The following is a 19,444-nucleotide window of genomic DNA, read 5'->3' as shown; positions in this document are numbered from 1 at the left end:
ACGACTATTATTTTATCACGTTTCTAAAATATGTCAAGCGTTTTGCAGAAAATTTTATTCCCTTTCTTTTTTCTCTGATTATTTCTGCGCGTTTTTGAGGGATATTCTCTTTTTCCTCAAAAAAAAATATCTTTAAACTTGAGGGTTCAAGGCTTTTATTTACATTTTCTTTCATTTTTTCGTGAAAATTTGCCAGATTCCCTTTACTTGATTTATGGCAATCGTTTGACATATTTTTCTTTTTTTTAACATAAAAGACTTGCTTTTTTTGCCGAAAACGTTTACTATTAATAGTAGAATAGAACTTATGGAGGAAAGATAAAATGGAATGGACAACCGAGCGCCGTTACAGACGCTATGAAGATTGGTCTAATGATGAAATCAAGCAAATCAAGGAAAAGATGGCACAATCTCCTTGGCATACTCGTTACCATGTCGAGCCTAAAATAGGGCTTCTCAATGATCCAAATGGCTTTTCTTATTTTGATGGCAAATGGATTCTCTTTTACCAGAACTTCCCCTTTGGCGCAGCCCATGGGTTGAAGTCTTGGGTGCAGCTTGAAAGTGAGGATTTGGTGCACTTTACAGAAACTGGAGTCAAAGTTTTGCCAGATACTCCATTAGATAGCCACGGTGCCTACTCTGGTTCTGCCATGCAGTTTGGCGATCAGTTGTTCCTATTTTATACTGGAAATGTCCGTGATGAAAACTGGATCCGTCACCCCTACCAGATTGGTGCTTTGATGGATAAGGATGGCAAGATTACAAAGATTGACAAGATCTTGATTGACCAGCCAGCAGACTCTACTGACCACTTCCGCGATCCACAAATTTTTAACTTTAAAGGTCAATATTATGCTATCGTCGGTGGACAGGACTTGGAGAAAAAAGGCTTCGTTCGTCTCTACAAGGCTGTGGACAATGATTATACAAACTGGCAAGCGGTTGGTGACCTTGACTTTGCTAACGACCGCACTGCCTACATGATGGAATGCCCAAATCTGGTCTTTGTAGGGGAGCAACCTGTCCTTCTCTACTGTCCACAAGGATTGGATAAGATTGTTCTAGACTATGATAATATCTATCCAAATATGTACAAAATCGGGGCTTCCTTTGATCCTGAAAATGCCAAAATGGTAGATGTGTCTCCATTGCAAAATCTAGACTATGGTTTTGAAGCCTATGCGACTCAAGCCTTCAACGCTCCGGATGGACGTACATTGGCAGTAAGCTGGCTTGGGTTACCAGATGTTTCTTACCCATCTGACCGTTTTGACCACCAAGGAACCTTCTCATTGATCAAAGAACTCACTATCAAAGATGGCAAACTCTACCAATATCCTGTCTCAGCTGTCAAAGAACTTCGTTCTTCTGAAGAGGTCTTCTCAAATCGTACTCAAACCAATAACACCTATGAACTCGAGCTCAACTTGGAGGCCAATAGCCAAAGCGAGATTGTCTTACTTGCTGATAAAGAAGGCAAGGGGCTTTCAATCAGCTTTGACCTTGTCAATGGACAGGTGACAGTGGATCGTAGTCAGGCTGGTGAACAGTACGCCCAAGAATTTGGTACGACTCGTTCTTGCCCTATCGATAACCAAGCTACTACTGCCACTATCTTCATCGATAAGTCAGTATTTGAAATTTTCATCAATAAAGGAGAAAAAGTATTTTCTGGTCGTGTCTTCCCACATGTGGATCAAAACGGTATCCTCATCAAGTTTGGAAACCCAACTGGAACTTACTATGAATTAGATTATGGTCGCAAAACTAACTGATGTCGCAAAACTTGCAGGCGTCAGCCCTACTACCGTCTCACGGGTCATCAATAAAAAGGGTTATCTATCTGAGAAAACCATCCAAAAGGTTAATGAAGCCATGCGAGAGCTAGGCTACAAGCCCAATAATCTGGCTCGAAGTCTTCAAGGAAAATCTGCCAAGTTGATTGGACTCATTTTTCCAAACATCAGTCATGTCTTTTATGCGGAGTTGATTGACAAGTTGGAACACCAACTCTTCAAGAATGGCTACAAGACCATCATCTGTAACAGCGAACACGACTCTGAAAAAGAACGGGAGTACATTGAAATGCTGGAGGCCAACCAGGTCGATGGTATCATTTCTGGAAGTCACAACTTGGGAATCGAAGACTACAATCGTGTGACGGCACCGATCATTTCCTTTGACCGAAACTTGTCACCAGACATCCCTGTCGTCTCCTCTGATAACTACGGTGGCGGGGTCCTCGCAGCCCAAACTCTGGTTAAGACTGGAGCCCAGTCTATCATCATGATTACAGGAAATGATAACTCGAATTCACCGACTGGACTGCGCCATGCTGGCTTTGCCTCTGTACTCCCAAAAGCGCCTATTATCAATGTTTCCAGTGACTTTTCGCCCGTCCGAAAAGAAATGGAAATCAAGAACATCTTGACCCATCAGAAACCAGATGCAATTTTTGCTTCAGATGATTTGACAGCTATTCTAGTGATCAAAATCGCTCAAGAGCTGGGAATTTCTGTTCCTGATGAGCTCAAGGTCATCGGCTATGATGGGACTTACTTTATCGAGAACTACTATCCTCACCTGACAACGATTAAGCAACCTATGAAAGAGATTGCCCAACTCACTGTCGATCTCCTCTTGCAGAAGATTGAAGGCAAGGAAGTTGCGACAACTGGTTACTTCTTACCAGTCACCCTATTACCAGGAAAAAGTATTTAATACTCTTCGAAAATCTCTTCAAACCACTTCAGCGTCCATCTGCAACCTCAAAACAGTGTTTTGAGCAGCCTGCGGCTAGCTTCCTAGTTTGCTTTTTGATTTTCATTGAGTATAAACACAAGAAAACTCAGACTGCTTCGTCTGAGTTTTTTATGATCGTAAACTTTTCAGATAGCGCTGGGCTGTCTCTAAGTTAAAGGTTTTATCTGCGATGAGGCGCTCAACGAGGGGAGCAACTTCAGACTCACTAGCACCTGCTAGGAGAGCTAGAGATTTGGCCTGCAATTTCATGTGGCCTTGCTGGATGCCCGTACTTACCAAGGCTTTGAGGGCCGCAAAGTTTTGGGCAAGACCGATGGACACGATAATTTGAGCTAATTCCTTGGCTGAAGGATTTCCTAGTAGTTCATGACTGAGGGCTACACGTGGGTTGAGTCCAATAGAGCCACCCTTTGTAGCTACCGGCATGGGTAATGTCATCTCACCAACCAATTCTTCTCTTTCCATGTCCAGCTTCCATTGACTAAGACCTTGATAGCGTCCATCTCGACTGGCAAAGGCATGGGCCCCAGCTTCGATAGCACGCCAGTCATTACCCGTGGCGATTAAAATGGCATCAATACCGTTAAAAATCCCTTTATTATGAGTAGCCGCTCTGTAAGGATCAGCCTGCGCAAACTGGCTAGCCAAGGCTATTTTCTCCGCAATTTCTCGTCCTTGGTCCCTTTGGGGACTCAAGTAGCGAAAGGCGATACGACAACTTGCTGTCACCAGAGAATCAGTCGCGTAGTTGGACAAAATTCCCATAAGACTCTGTCCTTGACTGAGTTCTTCTAAGACTGGCTTCAAGGCTTCCAGCATGGTGTTGAGCATATTGGCTCCCATGGCTTCCTGAGTATCAACATGGAGATAAACAACGAGAAAGTCTGTTTCACCTTTGATCTGCTCTACATGTAAATCACGCGCCCCGCCTCCACGTTTGACGATAGAAGGATAGGCTTGATTGGCAAGTTCCAAGAGTTCGGCTTTCTTGCTGGAAATCTTCTCTTGCGCTTGTTCAGGATCAGCAACTTGATAAAGGGCTACCTGCCCAATCATCTGGCGCTCATGTACTTGAGCAGTAAAGCCACCAGACCGCTTGATGATTTTACTTGCATAGCTGGCCGCAGCAACCACTGAGGGTTCTTCTGTCACATAGGGAACTGTATAGTCCTGACCGTTCACCAAAAGTTCTGGAATGATCGAATAAGGCAGAGAAAAAGTTCCTACCACATTTTCACTCAGCTGGTCTGCAACTGCCAAACTGACCTGTTCATCCTGCTCCAGACTGGTTTGCTTTTCAGGACTAAGGAGCGCCTGAGCTCGCAACAACTCCAGGCGCTCTTGGTATGATTTTTTAGAAAATCCATTCCAACTTATCTTCATTATTTTTCAACCTTGCTATAACGGCGTTGGTGGTCGACAATTTCAACCAAGGCGTAGTCTTGATGTTCATAACCTGCAAATTGAGCTGAGCCAGACTCATCCAACTGCAAGTCTTCGAAGAAGACTTTTTCATAGTCTGCAACAGACAATGCTGTACGTTTCTTGAGTTTACTCAAGCGATCCTTATCAAGGTAAGCCTCATAGCCTTCGACCAATTCACCACTAAAGAACTCTGACACCGCTCCACTTCCGTAACTGTAGAGGGCAATTTTATCTCCAGCCTTCAAAGTCTCTGCATTTTCCAAAAGGGAGAGAAGACCGAGGAAGAGGGAACCTGTGTAGATATTCCCAATCATCTGACTATAGAGAATGGACTTATCAAAGTTTTCTTGCAAACTATCCTGCTTCTCCTGAGATAGAGTCTTGTCCATCATCTTGCGCAAGCCTTTTAGGGCCAACTTAGGATAAGGCAAGTGGAAGCAGATAGCCGCAAAGTCATCCATAGTCCAATCATAGCGTTTCTTGTATTCATCCCAAGTCGTTGTCAGGCAATCAAGATACTGTTGGGTCGAGTACATGCCGTTTACATAAGGAGTGCTTGAGTAGTTCGGACGCCAGAAATCCATGATGTCACGCGTTTGGGCAACGTTATCATTGTTAAAGGCCATGATGCGAGGATTTTGGGTGATTAACATCGCCACACTTCCAGCACCCTGAGTTGGTTCACCTGGAGTTCCTACACCATACTTGGCAATATCACTGGCGATGACCAAAACCTTAGACTCTTGAGAATTCTCCACATGCAATTTAGCATAATGAAGGGCAGCTGTCGCTCCATAGCAGGCTTCTTTGATTTCAAAGCTACGGGCGAAAGGCTGAATGCCTAATAGGCCATGAACAAAGACTGCCGCTGCCTTACTCTGGTCAATTCCTGACTCGGTCGCCACAATGACCATGTCGATTTCTTCTTTTTCTTTATCTGTGAGGATAGAGTTGCTTGCACTAGCTGCCAAGGTAACAATGTCCTCAGTCAGTGGCGCAATACTAATTTCATTTAACAAGAGTCCCTTGCTAAATTTTTCGGGGTCAACTCCCCTCACTTCTGCTAAGTCTTGTAATTTCAAGACATATTGACTGGTCGCAAAACCAATCTTATCAATACCGATTGTCATATTTACCTCTGTTTTTTCATTCATTGTAAAAAATCGTTTCATTCTATTTTATCACAAATAGGAACAAAAGAGAGAAAAAAGACTTGATTCAACAAATCAAGTCTTTGCTTTGACTGCATTAGGAAGAGATTCCTCGTTGTTTTCGGATGTAGTAATAAAGCTTTAGAATTACCGTTCCACTTGCCATTCCAATAGAAATAACGAGGGCTAACATAACCACCAAAGTCGCGCTGGCAATAGCATGGCTGTAATCGCCTGTCACAAAGAAAGCTGTCGTTCGATAGGATAAATAACCTGGCACCAAGGGGGCAAGAATAGCCAAGACAAAGACCACCGCTGGTGTCTTATAGACAATACTTAAAATCTGACTGATGCAAGAGCCAATTACTGCTGCGATAAAGGTCGCAATAATAACATTGGTTGGTTCTTTGAGCACGAGATAGAGGAGCCAAACACCCATTCCCAAAATACCACCAGGTAGGAGCATGGAGCGTTGAACATTCAGTACGATTAGAAAGGTGATGATGGCGAGTAAACTCGCCACTGCTTGGAGCAAAATACTTGTTAGAGTCATCTTATGTCATCAAAACCAGGGCGACAGAGGTGCCAGCCCCTAAAGCGAGGGTAATAAGCAAAGATTCAAACATCTTGCTCATACCAGAGTTGATATGGTTGGTCATGATATCCCGAACCGCATTGGTCAGAGCAATCCCTGGAACAAAGGGCATGACGGCTCCTGCTATAATCAGGTCTGCCGTCGAAGGAAATCCAGTATAACGGGCCCAGAACTGGGCAATCAAGCCAAAAACAAAGGCTCCTGCAAAGGCTGTTACAAAAGGAATGCGGACAAACCTCTCTACGTAGAGAGAGAAGGCAAATCCAAATAAAGTCGCAATAGCCGCACCAAAAGCATCATAGATATTGCCTCCAAACATAATCGAGAAGAAAGGGGCACTGAGGGTCGCTGCGATGGTCACTTGGAACTTACTATAAGGAAGAGCTTGATTTCTGATTTCCTTCAGCTTTTGAAAGGCTGTAGAAAGATCAATCTGGCCACCAACAAGCTCTCGTGATACCTGGTTGACATCGCAGACTTTTTCAATGTTATAAGAGGATGACGTCACCCGTTTCATCCGAGAAATATTGGTGTTTTCAATAGAAAAGAAAATAGCTGCGGGCATGGCAAGAACATTGCAATCCATTATTCCCTGCGAATGGGCAATACGGATCATAGTATCCTCAACCCGATGAATCTCTGAGCCACTTTTCAGGAGAATGGTTCCTGCTAGCATAATCACATCAATGACGGCATTCAACTCTCTCGATTCGTCCATTTTCTCCTCCTTTTTTCTACTTCCTATATTTTATCACAAAATCTTGTGAAAAAAAATCTTTGTCATGAAATCATGACAAAGATTCGTTTAATCTCGAGAACTTTCGTGAGTTCCTTCACTATTAGATGAACTGCTAGAAGGAGTGTTCCCTTGTTGATTTCCTTGTTGGTTCCCCTGGTTTGGAGTGGTTGTAGAACCTTGGTTCCCACGTTGGGCAGGATTAGAGGATGAAGTTGATGGCGGTGTTTTTGGTTTGTAGATAGAAAGTTTGATACGCGTACTTGCAAGATCAACCTGTTCTCCTGCTCTTGGCGTTTGACTTACAACAGTTCCTTCTGCGGTTCCTTCAGGAGCAGTCGATACTTCTACAACCTCAATATTTGCTTCCTTCACACCGACAATCTGAGTCAAGTTATTCTTTGTAAACTCGAGACTTGAACCGATGTAGTTCGGCATGCTGACACTAGTCACCTTCTTAGCCACTGTTAAGGTAATCGTAGTGGCTTTTGAGAGATCATAGGTCGAACCCGAAGCAGGGGTCTGTCTGAGGACTATTCCAGGTTCGCTTTCATTGGATTCTTCCTCTTCCATCTTGATTAGATTTTCAGGAACCTTCTTCTCCTTGAGTTCGGCTACGACATCCGTATACTTGCGTCCGACGTAATTGCTCAATTGGAAGGATTGCTTACCAGAAGAAACGATCAAATTGACCTTGGTTCCTTCTTTTCGGCCACTACCAGCTTCTGGATCCGTTCGAATAACACGTCCTTCTGCTACGGTATCGCTGGCTTCTGACTTTTCTTCACCGGCTTCAAACTTGGATTTTTTAAGAGCTTCCTTAGCCTCTGCAACGGTTTGTCCAGCCACGTTAGGAATAGCAATCGTTGCTGGTGTTCTTGACAAAATCCAGACCAAAGAGGCTGCAACCAATAGAAGACTGGCCAAAAGAATCATATAGCGAGCCTTAAACTTCCGTTTCTTGGCTGGCTTTGGCGCTGGAGCCGGCTCTGCCACTGGTTGAGTTGGTTTCTTTGGCTGAGGGCGTTCTTCCTGCGCCGGAGCTTTAGGAATCGATGTCAGTGTACTTTGTGGAACTTTAGGTAAAGTCTTAGTGTCTGCCTTACTCGCATCGTCAAAGACCAGTTTCGGCTCATTCCGACGATTATAAGACAAGCTAGTTGACAAGTCCACATACATTTCCGAAACAGACTGATAGCGATCAGACAATTTCTTAGCAGTTGCCTTGATGACAACATTTTCCAAAGCCTGAGGGACAGATGGGTTTTCAGCAATGACGGACGGAAGTGGCTTCTGGAAATGCTGGAGGGCAATCGTAACCGCACTATCCCCATCATAAGGGATATGTCCCGTCAGCATTTCATAGAAGATAATCCCCATCGCATAGATATCGCTCTGGAAAGTCGCTTTAGAACCACGCGCTTGCTCAGGTGACAAATAATGAACAGAGCCTAACATTGAGTTTGTCTGGGTCAGACTAGTCTCCGCAAAGGCTACGGCAATCCCAAAGTCCGTGACCTTAGCTGTGCCGTCTGGTGTCAAGAGGATATTTTGAGGTTTCAAATCCCGGTGAACAATTCCTCGAGTATGGGCTAAGCGCATGGCCAAGAGGATTTGCCCCATGATCCGAACTGCTTCTTCATTTGAAAGAGGATAGTGTTCTTTGATATAACGCTTGAGGTCAAGACCTGCTACGTATTCCATAGCTAGGTACTGTTGACCGTCTTCCTCACCAATATCTGTTATCCGAACGATATGAGGATGGTCCAGATCAGCCATGGCCCTCGCTTCACGCTGGAAACGTGCCACAGCAATCGGGTCCGTCTGGTAGTTGGTCCTCAGGACCTTCACTGCCACTTCTTCCCCGTCTAGGATCAAATCCTTGGCCAAGTAAACATCTGCCATGCCTCCTCGACCAATCTGCTTGACAATCCGATACCGCCCGGCAAAAATCTTGCCGATTTGGATCATTCTGCTGCCTCCTCGTTCATATAAACAAGGGCAACCGTAATGTTGTCTAAACCTCCTGCATTGTTAGCGAAGCGAATGAGGGTTGCCGCCTTGTCTGCTAGGGAAATATCACTGGTTACGATATCATAAATCTCGCTTGCCGAAATCATATTGGTCAAACCATCACTATTGAGCAAGAGATAATCTCCTGACTCCAGTGTAATCATACCAAAATCTGGCTGGATTTCATCTTTTTGTCCGATAGACTGGGTGATGATATTCTTTTGAGGGTGAGTTTCTGCTTCTTCTGGAGTCAATTGACCAGCCTTGAGCAATTCGTTGACCAAGGAATGGTCACTCGTCAACTGGTGGTATTCTTCTCCACGAATCAAACCGATACGAGAATCTCCAATGTGAGCATAGATGGCTTGGTTGTCAATAAACGCAACAGCTTCTAGCGTTGTCCCCATGCCTCTGTATGCTTCGTCCTGACCTAGTTGATGAATTTTTTGATTTTCAATCTCCAGGTAGTGGGCAAACCACTCACGAACTTCATTGACTGAGTTAATTTGGGTATCCACCCAATCCACACCGAGGTCTGTGACTGCCATCTCACTAGCGATATTTCCTGCACGGTGTCCTCCCATCCCGTCAGCCAAGATGATCATAGTGCGTCCTGCTCGGTTGACAAAGTGATTGACATAGTCCTGATTATTTGTCCGTTTCTGACCAACATCTGTTAATAATGCTATTTCCATTGTGTCAGTTCCTTCCTATTCTGATATCTTGCGAAATTGGCTAATAAAGAATCCATCACTTCCATACAATTCAGGAGTAATCAGGATGCAGCCATCTTTCAGGATATCTTTGCATTCGTGTTCTAGTTTAACCTGCTCAAACTCGGGATGACTTTCTAAAAATGCCTCAACGACTTGAAAGTTCTCCTCAGAGACAATAGTACAGGTACTATACGTTATTATACCACCTTTACGTAGTGTTTGACAAACACTACCTAATATTTCCAGCTGAATTTCCTGTAAGGACGTGAAATCTGCTGTTTCTTTATTGTATTTGATATCTGGTTTGCGACGTAAGAGCCCAATACCAGAACAGGGAGCATCTACCAAAATCTTATCAAAAGAGTCCCGACCGAAAAACTCATGCACTTTTCTGGCATCCAATTTTTGCGTTTGAACTCGATCTGCCACACCCAAACGCTCCGCATTTTCTTGGATCAAGTCCAACTTATGGTCATACAAGTCCAGAGCAGTAACCTGACCTGTCGTGAGATAAGAAGCCATATGGGCTGTTTTCCCACCCGGAGCGGCACAGGCATCTAGGACCTGTTCATCACCTTGTAGATCAAGAGTCGGAGCAACCAGTTGACTGGACTCATCTTGGATGGTAATGGCCCCTTCTGCAAACAAGTCATGTCCTGCAAAGTGGCCTTGTTCCTTGACCAGACCAGTGGGAGCCAAAGGAGAATCAGTCGCCTCTAACACGGCTTTGATTTCCTCTTTTCGACTCAAGTCAGCCACCCGGATGCTAGCTTTGTTGCGCACCAAGAGACTTTTAAAGATGGCTTGTGCTCGCTCTTCACCGTATTCTTCCTTGAGCTTAGATACTAGCCAAACCGGGATAGAATAGGCAATGGAATCACGCTTATTTTTGCGTTTGATACTGTCAACATCTGGCCAGCCTTCTCGCAAAATACGACGAAGGACGGCGTTGACCAATTTTTCACTGCCTTTTTTACGGGCTTTGGCTAGTTCTACCGCTTCATTGACTACAGCGTGATTAGGAACCTTATCCAGATACCGAAGTTGGTAGGCGCTAAGAAGGAGCAGGATATAGAGCCAGTTATCTAGCTTGTCTCGGTCTTCGATAAAGTGGGACAGGTACCATTCCAGAGTCAGTTTACGGGCTACCGTTCCATAGACAATCTCTGTCACCAAGCCCTTGTCTGGTGCTGAGAGTTGACTCCCCTTGAGGTGTTTGTTTAAGGCAATATTGGAGTATGCTTGGTTGATAAAAACATCCTCTAGCACTGTTAGAGCTAGACTTCTAGCCGTTTCTACTTTAGTCACCAAATCGTTCTCCTACAGTTAATGTCCGTCCAACTCCGTTGAGGAAGGATACGATATCCATCTTAGGCTTACCAGCTGGTTGCACTTGCTTGAGAGACAGAGCACCTTCAGCCGCTGCAACTATTAATTCTTTCTTGCCAATTGAGAGGATTTCACCTGGATTTCCCTGATCTTCTACTGGTAGGGCTTCATAGATCTTAAAGCGGTCGCCTTTGAGAAAAGTATGGGCAACAGGCCATGGATTCATCCCACGGATTTGGTTGAAGAGTTGGCGATTGGTTTTAGTCCAATCGAGTTTCTCTTCTTCTGGCTTGATATTTGGCGAGAAAGTGACTAGACTTGGGTCCTGAGTCACAGGTTTGATCTCCCCAGCAATATAGCCAGGCAGGGTATCCAAAAGCAAATCACGACCAACGATTGCCAATTTTTCAAACAGGGTTCCGACATTGTCCTCATCTGTGATGGGAATACTGCGGCGAGAAATCATATCTCCTGCATCCATTTCCTTGACCATTTCCATAATGGTCACACCAGCTTCCTCATCTCCTTGAATCAAGGCATAATGAATGGGGGCGCCACCACGGTGTTTGGGAAGAAGGGAAGCGTGAATGTTGACCGCAAAATTCATGCTATCAAGGAGTTTACTTGGGAGAAATTGCCCAAAAGCAGCGGTCACAATTCCATCCGCTCCTAAATTCATAATTGTTTCCATCTCTGGACTTCCAGATAATTTTTCAGGTTGGTAGATAGGGAGACCCGCTTCTTTGGCAGCCTGCTTGACTGGGGTTTCTTGGATCACCTTTTTACGGCCGACAGCGCGGTCTGGCTGGGTCACAACAGCCAGAATTTCGTAACGGTCGTCTGATAACAACCCCTTCAAAACTGTCGCTGAAAAATCAGGTGTCCCCATAAAGATTAGTTTTGTCATTTCTTCTCCTTCTTATAAAAATTGCTGCGGTTCGTGGTCAATGCTGAGACGAAGCTCGCTATTTTCCCGTTCTTGAGTCAAGGCCAAGATCTGGTTAAGGGTTGGCCCCAGCTCATCTTCTAAACGGTATTTAATCAAAATCTGGTAATGATAAAGGTTGTGGGTACGGGCAATGGGTTTTGGTGTCGGTCCAAGGATTTTACTAGTTTCCGATAAACCTGAGCGCAAAATTCCCATAACTTCATAGGCACGTTTGACAACCTCCTCTTCTTTCTTGTGAGAGAGGGTAATCCCAATAGTGAAATAATAAGGCGGATAGCCGAGTTGGCGCCTAATACTCATTTCATAGGCATAAAAACCTTCGTAATCTTGGTCTTTGGCAAATCGAATGGCATAGTGTTCTGGATTGTAAGACTGGATCAAGACCTGTCCAGCTTTTTCCGCTCGACCTGCACGACCAGCCACCTGGGTCAAGAGTTGGAAGGTTCTCTCAGAAGAACGAAAATCAGGCAGATTCAAGGCCGTATCCGCATTAAGAACTCCGACCAGAGTCACATTTGGAAAATCCAAGCCCTTGGCAATCATCTGAGTTCCCAGCAAGATATCTGCTTCCCCTCGCCCAAACTGGTCAAGAAGAGCTTGGTGACTGCCTTTCCTACGGGTCGTATCCACATCCATCCGCAGAATGCGGGCCTGAGGAAAGAGCTCTGCTAGCTCATCATAGGCTTTCTGAGTCCCTGTCCCATAGTAACGAATACTTCGGCTCTGACAGTTTGGACAGACATGAGGAATGCCCTTAGAAAAGCCACAGTAATGGCAATTCATGGTCTTGGTATCCATGTGCAGAGTGAGAGAAATATCACAGTTGGGACAAGTATCCACAGTCCCACACTCCCTACACATAACAAAGCTAGAATAGCCCCGACGGTTTAGCATGAGGACTACCTGTTCTTTTTTATCCAGGCGATCTCGAATGGCCTCTAGCAAAGGAGGCGTAAAGTTTGACGTCTCATTCTGCCCGATATAGTCCCGAAAGTCAATCACTTGAACCTCAGGAATAGTGGCTAAAGGATTGGCCCGTTGGGTCAGACGTAAGTGTTGATAGACGCCTTTTCCAGCCCGCGCACGGCTCTCTAAGCTCGGTGTTGCCGAACCAAGGACTAGGGCTGCTTGATTGTACTGAGCCCGTAAAATGGCGACCTCTCTAGCATGATATCGGGGATTGCTGTCTTGCTTGTAACTAGCTTCATGTTCTTCGTCGATAATGATGACACCGAGATTTTTCAGAGGAGCAAAGATGGCCGATCTGGCGCCAACCACAACTTGAGCATCTCCACGCTCAACCTTGCGCCATTCATCGTACTTCTCACCATTAGACAAACCAGAGTGAAGGATGGCTACTTTCTCGCCAAAACGAGCAATGAAACGCTCTGTCATCTGAGGTGTCAGAGAGATCTCAGGTACCAGCAAAATGGCTGTCTTGCCCTTGTCCAAGGCTCCTTGGATAATCTGCAAGTAAACCTCGGTCTTCCCACTTCCTGTAATCCCTTGAAGGAGGAAAGGAGGTTGCTGACTGCCAATAGCACTGATAACCGTATCGCGAGCTTGTCTTTGCTCTGGATTCAGCTCCAAAGGTCTACTTGCTTCAATGCCTTCGAAATAAGCAGCTGAACGTTGCACTTCCTTTTGAACTAAGGTTAGAGCTCCTTGATCCACAAAAAAGTTGACTTGCTCTCGCGAATAGGACTCTAATAAACTAGCCAGAGGAGCACTTTCCGCATGAGCAAGCAAATAGTCTCTTAGCTCTGCCTTTTTCTTAGCACGCGCAGAAATCTCAATACCTTCTAACTGCTCAACATGGACTTCATACCAAGACTGGGTCTTGACCTTCTTCTGATCGACTGCCTGGTATTCTAAGCAGAGCAGACCTTTTCTGGTCAAGCGCATCATTTCTGCCTGCTTGGCAAGGTTTAGAGAAGAAAAGGCTAGCGAATCTTCAGAACCAAACAAGCGCTCTTTGACTGCCTGACTTAGGCTTTCTAGAGGATAGAGAATCTTATCATAGCTGGAGTTTAAAAATCCTGGAAGCATGGCTTTTAGAATGGAGATCTTGTAAGAAAAGACTGACTTACGTAGCTCCTCAGCCAGCCAGAGTTGCTCCTGAGTCAAGACTGGAGAAAAGTCTAGCACCTCTGCAATCTCTTTCAGGTCCTGATCTGCCACTTCTTCATCCGACTGGGACTCCAAGCCAAGAACAATCCCTTGGATCAAACGATTGCCTTTACCGAAGGGGACATGAACCCGCATACCGACTTCTAGCATCTCTACAAATTCCTCAGGGACCTTGTAACTATAGGGCTGGTCCGTCTGCATCAGGGGAACATCCACGATAATCTTTGCGTTCGCCATCTTCTCACCTCCTTCTTGTCAGTAAATTCTTGCAATAGAAAAAATAAGATTGAGTCCCCCCAACCTTAAATTTTTTCACCATCTTCTTTTTCTTTAGCAATTTGCTCTTTGATTTTCTTTTCTTCTTCTTCTCTGCGGCGTTTTTCTTCTTCGATACGGAGACGAACCGCTTCACGTTTTCCTTCTGGATCTGGGTGAATCGTAACGTTTCCAGACTCGATTTCTTCTAAAGCACGAAGAGTTGATTTTTCAGACTTAAACTCTTGAGTTGCTGGCGCGCCTGCTTCTAGTTCGTGGGCACGTTTTGCTTCCAAGATTACGAGTGAATATTTTGATGGCACCTTGTCGAGCAAGGTATCAATAGAGGGTTTTAACATCATTTGCTTGTACCTGTTTCCTATAGTTTATCGAGTAGTTGGAGATTTTGGCAACATCTCCTGATAGTGACCAATGACACGGTCCACACGGAAGTGTTCTGCTTCGATCACACGCTTGACACGTTCAGCAGCGAGGGGCACCTGATCGTTGACAATGGCATAATCATACTCACGCATGAGGGCAATTTCTTCCTTGGCTTTTTCGATTCGTTGGGCAATCACTTCTGCACTATCTGTTCCACGACCCACCAAACGATCTTGCAATTCATCCAAATCTGGTGGCGTTAGAAAGATAAAGACAGCGTCTGGAACCTTTTTCTTAACCTGAAGGGCTCCTTGGACTTCAATCTCAAGAAAGACATCGATTCCCTTGTCCAAAGTTTCATTGACATAGGTTAGAGGAGTCCCATAGTAGTTACCGACATATTCTGCATATTCCAACATCTGACCTTGACGGATCAGCTCTTCAAACTCTTCACGAGTACGGAAGAAATAGTCCACCCCGTCCACTTCACCAGGACGTTGCGCACGCGTCGTCATCGATACAGAGTATTGAAATTGATTCTCAGAACTCTCAAAAATCTCTCTTCTAACCGTTCCTTTCCCAACTCCTGAAGGACCAGAAAAAACGATCAGCAAGCCTCGGTCTGCCATTATGTCTCCTTTAGTTAGTCTGTGAAATAAAGTGAAATTTCTCTCGGATACTGATGATAGCATCAGTTATCCTTCTACAGTCTTTCTATCTAGTGTAACAAAAAAGCAGTAATTTTTCAACTGCTCTTTCTTATTTATTTAGCATAATCTACTGCACGAAGTTCGCGGATCACGGTTACCTTGATATTTCCCGGGTAATCGAGATTGTTTTCAATTTTCTCACGAACTTTGTGAGCCAAGATTGTGACTTTGTCGTCTTTGATTTGTCCTGGATTAACCATGATACGGATTTCACGTCCTGCTTGAAGGGCGAAGCTATTTTGCACCCCTTCAAAGCCATTGGCAATTTCTTCCAAATCATGGAGACGCTTGATGTAGCTTTCAAGAGACTCGCTACGAGCACCTGGACGCGCTGCACTCAAGGCATCTGCTGCAGCAACGATCACTGCAATGACGCTTTCAGCTTCGACATCACCGTGGTGGCTAGCAATAGTATTCACCACAACTGGGTGTTCCTTATACTTACGAGCTAACTCCGTGCCAATCTCAACGTGACTGCCTTCAACCTCGCGGTCAATAGCTTTCCCGATGTCATGAAGGAATCCAGCACGGCGGGCAAGAGCTGCATTTTCACCAAGTTCACTGGCGATGATACCAGATAACTTAGCAACCTCAATCGAATGACGCAAGACATTTTGTCCATAAGAAGTACGGAACTGCAAGCGTCCCATGATCTTCATCAAGTCTGGATGGAGGTTAGGCGCACCAATCTCATAGGCAGCAGCCTCACCATATTCACGGATCTTATTGTCAATCTCTTGACGGTTCTTCTCTACCAACTCCTCAATACGAGCTGGGTGGATGCGGCCATCCTTGAGCAACATTTCCATGGTCATACGAGCAATTTCACGACGAATCGGATCAAACCCTGACAAGGTCACCACTTCCGGTGTATCGTCGATAATCACATCGACCCCTGTCAAACTTTCAAAGGTACGAATATTTCGACCTTCGCGTCCGATAATGCGTCCCTTCATGGTATCGTCTGGTAGGTGAACTGTAGAGTTTGTTGACTCCGCTACATACTCGCCAGCGATACGCTGCATGGCTTGCACCAAAATATCCTTGGCAATCTTGTCTGAACGTTCCTTCACTTCTTGCTCTGCCTCACGAATGCGGCTAGCAATTTCCTTAGTTAAGTTTTCCTCTGTTTGAGCCAAGATAATATCTCGAGCCTCAGTTTGGGAAAGCGAGCCGATACGTTCAAGTTCAGCTTCTTTTTGTCTTTCGACTTCCTCTAATTGCTCTTCACGTGCATCAAGGTTTTTTGCTCTATCAGAAATACTTTGTTCTTTTTGTTCAAGTGTTTTTTCTTTGTTCGTCAAATTGTCGTCCTTACGGTCAAGGCTCGTAGCTCTCTCCGTCAAACGACTTTCAATTTGCTTGAGCTCCTGACGTTCTGACTTAAATTCAGCGTCCACTTCTTCACGGTATTTTCTGGCTTCCTCTTTGGCCTCCAATAGTGCTTCTTTTTTAAGAGACTTGCTTTCGCTCTTGGCTTCATTTAGCAGTAAATCCGCTTCACGCTCAGCTTGTCCTCGTAAATTAGTTGCTTCTTGTTCAGCATTTAGAAGCATCAACTCTGCAGCCTCTTGAGATGATTTCATCTTAGCTGAGATGCTGACATATCCAATGACTAAACCAATGATGACGGCAAAAACAGCAATCGCAAGTGTCATGATTTCCATGTTTTTACCTCATTAAATTTGTTTATCGAATGACATACATTCCTTAATATTCTATCATAAAAAACCGATTTTCACAAACCCAAATTGAAGAGTTTTGTGTGAATTTTAGAAGAAATCCCTTGGATATTCAAGCAAAATTAAGAATCTTTAAAAATTTAAATTTCCACGAAAAACGAAGCAAAAAAGTCCACCTTTCAGTAGACTTAGTTTGTTTCTATTCTAATGGGCACCCTGCCGAAATTCTGCTCTGCGATGCTTGGCTGTCCTAGTTGGTAAATCTGGTCTGCCTTTTGGGTCATGGTATCCCAAGGTTCTTTGCCAATTCGGCTGACTAGTTGGACTTGGTCTTTCAGAGACTTAAGATGTTGTCTGCCTTTTTCGGTAAAGCCAAGGACATGGATGGCTTCTGGCAAGTCGCTTTCTCTGGCCTGCACCAGGATATAGGTCAAGAGGCGTCTGACACGCGCTTTGGTGTATCGCTTAGTGGCAACCGCCTCGACCAATTCGTCAACAGACTGAGCTGTTTTAATAGCCTCTTTAATACGCACAGCCATTTCTTGATTGACCTGATAGATGGTCGTTAGGTCTGGATTTGACAAGATTTGATAGTGGAGCAAGGGAAAATAGTCATCCCAGCTCACCTTACAGGCCTGCTCAAAGAGGGCAACAGAGGGCATAAAGCGTTCTAAGAAATCTTTGTCCCTCTGGTGCTGACGGAGGGCTGTCGCCGAGGCGAAGTCCACATCCTTGTCCACAGAATGATAACCTGCCCCCTGACGCTGAATCGGATGCAGTTTGATGTTGCGTCCTGCAACCGCCTTGGCATAGGCCAGAGCAAGGACATGATTAGGCGTATTGCCTGAAAAATCAAGACCTGCAAATTCCTGCCACATGGCTTGGGTTTTCTGTGGATAAGAGAGAGAGTCCGGCAGATTATCTACAAATTTCTCCATCTCAGCAACTTGCTCCGTGTATAGGTCAGCAATTTTCTGATAATCCAGAACTTCCTCCGTCCCAAAAGCTAGGCTATCAATGCCCAACCGATCCAAGATATCTACTGCTCCTTGTCCAAAGAAATCCGCTGCCTGAACACTGACTAAAAAGGGCAATTCCACTACCAGGTCTGCTCCATTCTCCAGTGCCATTTGAGCCCGTGTCCACTTGTCCACGATAGCAGGCTCTCCACGCTGCATGAAATTCCCTGACATGGCAACGATTTTCAGCCCCTTCGCCTGCTCAAGCAGGTATTTATGCCCACTATGAAAAGGATTGAACTCTGCGATAATACCTGAGATGGTCATGATGTTCTCCTACTTCTGCGCGACAAAAAACCAACGTCTACTGGTTTCTGTTGGCTCCTTGTCCTCAAAGTCCGCATAAAGTTTGAATGACTTAAATCCAGCCTGTTCCAGCAAAATATCATAGGTCAAGACCTCGTAGGTCCGTTCCTCATGCACTTCATCGTGGCGACTAAAGGAACCGTCTGCTTCCTTGACGAAAAAGGTCAACTCATGCACGATGGAATGAGGTGCCGCATCCTCATAAGTATCCCAGAGCATGGCAAAATCTTCTGCATTTTCATGGTAAGAATAGCCTGGGAAAACTTCATCTGTCTGGTAGGTCGAATGTACATCAAAGATAAATACCCCATCTTCGTTAAGAGCATTATACACTTCTTTAAAGACGTCCCCTACCTCGACCTCATCCTGCATGTAGCAGATAGAGTCTGAATAGCAAGTGACAAAGTCGTATTTACCCACCTTGGATAAATCCAACATATTGCCTTCAATAAAATCAATCTTTTGCTTGGTTGAAGCAGCTCTCTTCTCCGCAATCTTCAGCATATCTGCACTCAAGTCAAGCCCCGTCACATCAAAACCAGCCTGAGAAAAGCGCACAGACTGGATGCCTGTCCCACAAGCCAACTCCAAGAGTTTCTTTCTCTCCTTGGTTTTTGGCAAATGTTGCAGCGAAAAATCCGTCCATTTGTCGTATAAACTATCATCCATCACCGCATCATAAACAGCCGCAAAAGTTTCATATGTCGCCATAATTAAGATACAAAGAGCGTTAAAAGCAAAGAGAAAATAGGAAACTTTCTGCCGTATCATCAGATACAAAGGAAGTTACTCTTTTTCTCACAGCTTTTAGCTCGTGTTCAGTTTCAACATCAACCAAACACGACGCCCTTACCTTTCTATCACTTTCCTTTTAAAATAAGCAAATAAACCCAGTTGACTACAACTGAGTTCATCTTCTACGCCAAAGTTTCAGATAAATCTACTGAATTCGCCTCATGCCATAGTTTTTCTAGGTTATAGTGGGCACGCATTTCTTCTGAGAAGATATGCACAACGACACCGCCAAGGTCCAGCAAGACCCAGCCTCCAGCTGCATCACCTTCGACATGGCTGCCTTTAACACCAGCTTGAGCTACTTTTTCACGGATATTATCAGCGATAGCGTCTAACTGACGGCTATTCATCGAGCTCGTGATGACAAAGTAGTCTGTAACACTGGTCAAATCTTGTACATCAAGTGCGAGGATATCCTCCGCACGTTTCTCATCAGCCGCTTTCACGACTAGTTCTAGTAATTCTTTTTCGTTCATTTAGTCC

The 19,444-nt window shown here is 44.8% G+C and carries 18 protein-coding genes; 2 read left to right on the top strand and 16 right to left on the bottom strand.

Annotated features, from left to right (window positions below; translation table 11 throughout):
* Positions 1-7: 7 nt before the first annotated feature.
* Positions 8-232, bottom strand: a complete 225-nt coding sequence (locus tag ACORHV_RS02050) for a hypothetical protein (RefSeq protein WP_434398570.1) — start codon at positions 230-232, stop codon at positions 8-10.
* Positions 233-323: 91 nt separating this feature from the next.
* Here ACORHV_RS02050 and ACORHV_RS02045 point away from each other — a divergent pair, with 91 nt between their 5' ends.
* Both ACORHV_RS02045 and ACORHV_RS02040 read left to right on the top strand, forming a co-directional pair.
* Positions 324-1,778 carry a sucrose-6-phosphate hydrolase gene (locus tag ACORHV_RS02045; protein ID WP_434398568.1) on the top strand — a complete coding sequence of 485 codons (1,455 nt, stop codon included), beginning with the start codon at positions 324-326 and terminating at the stop codon, positions 1,776-1,778.
* Complete coding sequence (locus ACORHV_RS02040; protein ID WP_049479116.1) at positions 1,759-2,724, top strand: LacI family DNA-binding transcriptional regulator; 966 nt, start codon at positions 1,759-1,761, stop codon at positions 2,722-2,724. Before ACORHV_RS02045 ends, ACORHV_RS02040 begins: the two co-directional genes overlap by 20 nt.
* A 150-nt stretch (positions 2,725-2,874) precedes the next feature.
* Here the strand turns inward: ACORHV_RS02040 and ACORHV_RS02035 are convergent, their stop codons facing one another.
* The 15 genes from ACORHV_RS02035 to rsfS all read right to left on the bottom strand — a co-directional run bounded on the left by ACORHV_RS02035 (position 2,875) and on the right by rsfS (position 19,437).
* Complete coding sequence (locus ACORHV_RS02035) at positions 2,875-4,149, bottom strand: hydroxymethylglutaryl-CoA reductase, degradative (RefSeq protein WP_434398565.1); 1,275 nt, start codon at positions 4,147-4,149, stop codon at positions 2,875-2,877.
* Positions 4,149-5,321 carry a hydroxymethylglutaryl-CoA synthase gene (locus ACORHV_RS02030; protein ID WP_434399023.1) on the bottom strand — a complete coding sequence of 391 codons (1,173 nt, stop codon included), beginning with the start codon at positions 5,319-5,321 and terminating at the stop codon, positions 4,149-4,151. Before ACORHV_RS02030 ends, ACORHV_RS02035 begins: the two co-directional genes overlap by 1 nt.
* A 118-nt stretch (positions 5,322-5,439) precedes the next feature.
* Positions 5,440-5,895: a threonine/serine exporter family protein gene (locus ACORHV_RS02025; protein WP_000176902.1), complete on the bottom strand. Its 456-nt coding sequence runs from the start codon at positions 5,893-5,895 to the stop codon at positions 5,440-5,442.
* Position 5,896: 1 nt separating this feature from the next.
* A complete protein-coding gene (locus ACORHV_RS02020; protein ID WP_084922073.1) occupies positions 5,897-6,655 on the bottom strand; it encodes a threonine/serine exporter family protein in 759 nt (252 codons plus the stop codon).
* Positions 6,656-6,742: 87 nt separating this feature from the next.
* A complete protein-coding gene (gene pknB, locus ACORHV_RS02015; RefSeq protein ID WP_434398562.1) occupies positions 6,743-8,644 on the bottom strand; it encodes a Stk1 family PASTA domain-containing Ser/Thr kinase in 1,902 nt (633 codons plus the stop codon).
* Positions 8,641-9,381: a Stp1/IreP family PP2C-type Ser/Thr phosphatase gene (locus ACORHV_RS02010; protein ID WP_000401533.1), complete on the bottom strand. Its 741-nt coding sequence runs from the start codon at positions 9,379-9,381 to the stop codon at positions 8,641-8,643. Before ACORHV_RS02010 ends, pknB begins: the two co-directional genes overlap by 4 nt.
* A gap of 15 nt (positions 9,382-9,396) precedes the next feature.
* Positions 9,397-10,710 carry a 16S rRNA (cytosine(967)-C(5))-methyltransferase RsmB gene (gene rsmB / locus ACORHV_RS02005; protein ID WP_434398559.1) on the bottom strand — a complete coding sequence of 438 codons (1,314 nt, stop codon included), beginning with the start codon at positions 10,708-10,710 and terminating at the stop codon, positions 9,397-9,399.
* On the bottom strand, positions 10,703-11,638 hold the full coding sequence (fmt, locus tag ACORHV_RS02000; RefSeq protein ID WP_434398557.1) for a methionyl-tRNA formyltransferase: 936 nt from the start codon (positions 11,636-11,638) through the stop codon (positions 10,703-10,705). Before fmt ends, rsmB begins: the two co-directional genes overlap by 8 nt.
* A 12-nt stretch (positions 11,639-11,650) precedes the next feature.
* Complete coding sequence (locus tag ACORHV_RS01995; RefSeq protein ID WP_434398555.1) at positions 11,651-14,047, bottom strand: primosomal protein N'; 2,397 nt, start codon at positions 14,045-14,047, stop codon at positions 11,651-11,653.
* 65 nt (positions 14,048-14,112) lie between these two features.
* On the bottom strand, positions 14,113-14,427 hold the full coding sequence (gene rpoZ / locus ACORHV_RS01990; RefSeq protein WP_002875802.1) for a DNA-directed RNA polymerase subunit omega: 315 nt from the start codon (positions 14,425-14,427) through the stop codon (positions 14,113-14,115).
* Positions 14,428-14,451: 24 nt separating this feature from the next.
* Positions 14,452-15,078, bottom strand: coding sequence for a guanylate kinase (gmk, locus tag ACORHV_RS01985; protein WP_000775041.1), 627 nt, complete (start codon positions 15,076-15,078; stop codon positions 14,452-14,454).
* Positions 15,079-15,212: 134 nt separating this feature from the next.
* Entirely contained in the window at positions 15,213-16,826 is a 1,614-nt protein-coding gene (locus ACORHV_RS01980) for a ribonuclease Y (protein WP_033606008.1), read from the bottom strand.
* Positions 16,827-17,029: 203 nt separating this feature from the next.
* Positions 17,030-18,127: a nucleotidyltransferase gene (locus ACORHV_RS01975; RefSeq protein ID WP_000155757.1), complete on the bottom strand. Its 1,098-nt coding sequence runs from the start codon at positions 18,125-18,127 to the stop codon at positions 17,030-17,032.
* 9 nt (positions 18,128-18,136) lie between these two features.
* On the bottom strand, positions 18,137-18,877 hold the full coding sequence (locus tag ACORHV_RS01970; protein WP_268714084.1) for a class I SAM-dependent DNA methyltransferase: 741 nt from the start codon (positions 18,875-18,877) through the stop codon (positions 18,137-18,139).
* 206 nt (positions 18,878-19,083) lie between these two features.
* Positions 19,084-19,437: a ribosome silencing factor gene (rsfS, locus tag ACORHV_RS01965; protein ID WP_001003021.1), complete on the bottom strand. Its 354-nt coding sequence runs from the start codon at positions 19,435-19,437 to the stop codon at positions 19,084-19,086.
* Between the last annotated feature and the right edge of the window lie 7 nt (positions 19,438-19,444).

Source organism: Streptococcus sp. KHUD_016, from assembly GCF_051106465.1.
GTDB lineage: Bacteria > Bacillota > Bacilli > Lactobacillales > Streptococcaceae > Streptococcus.
The sequence above is the reverse complement of the archived record's forward strand: the minus strand, read 5'-3'. Positions and strand labels throughout refer to the sequence as shown.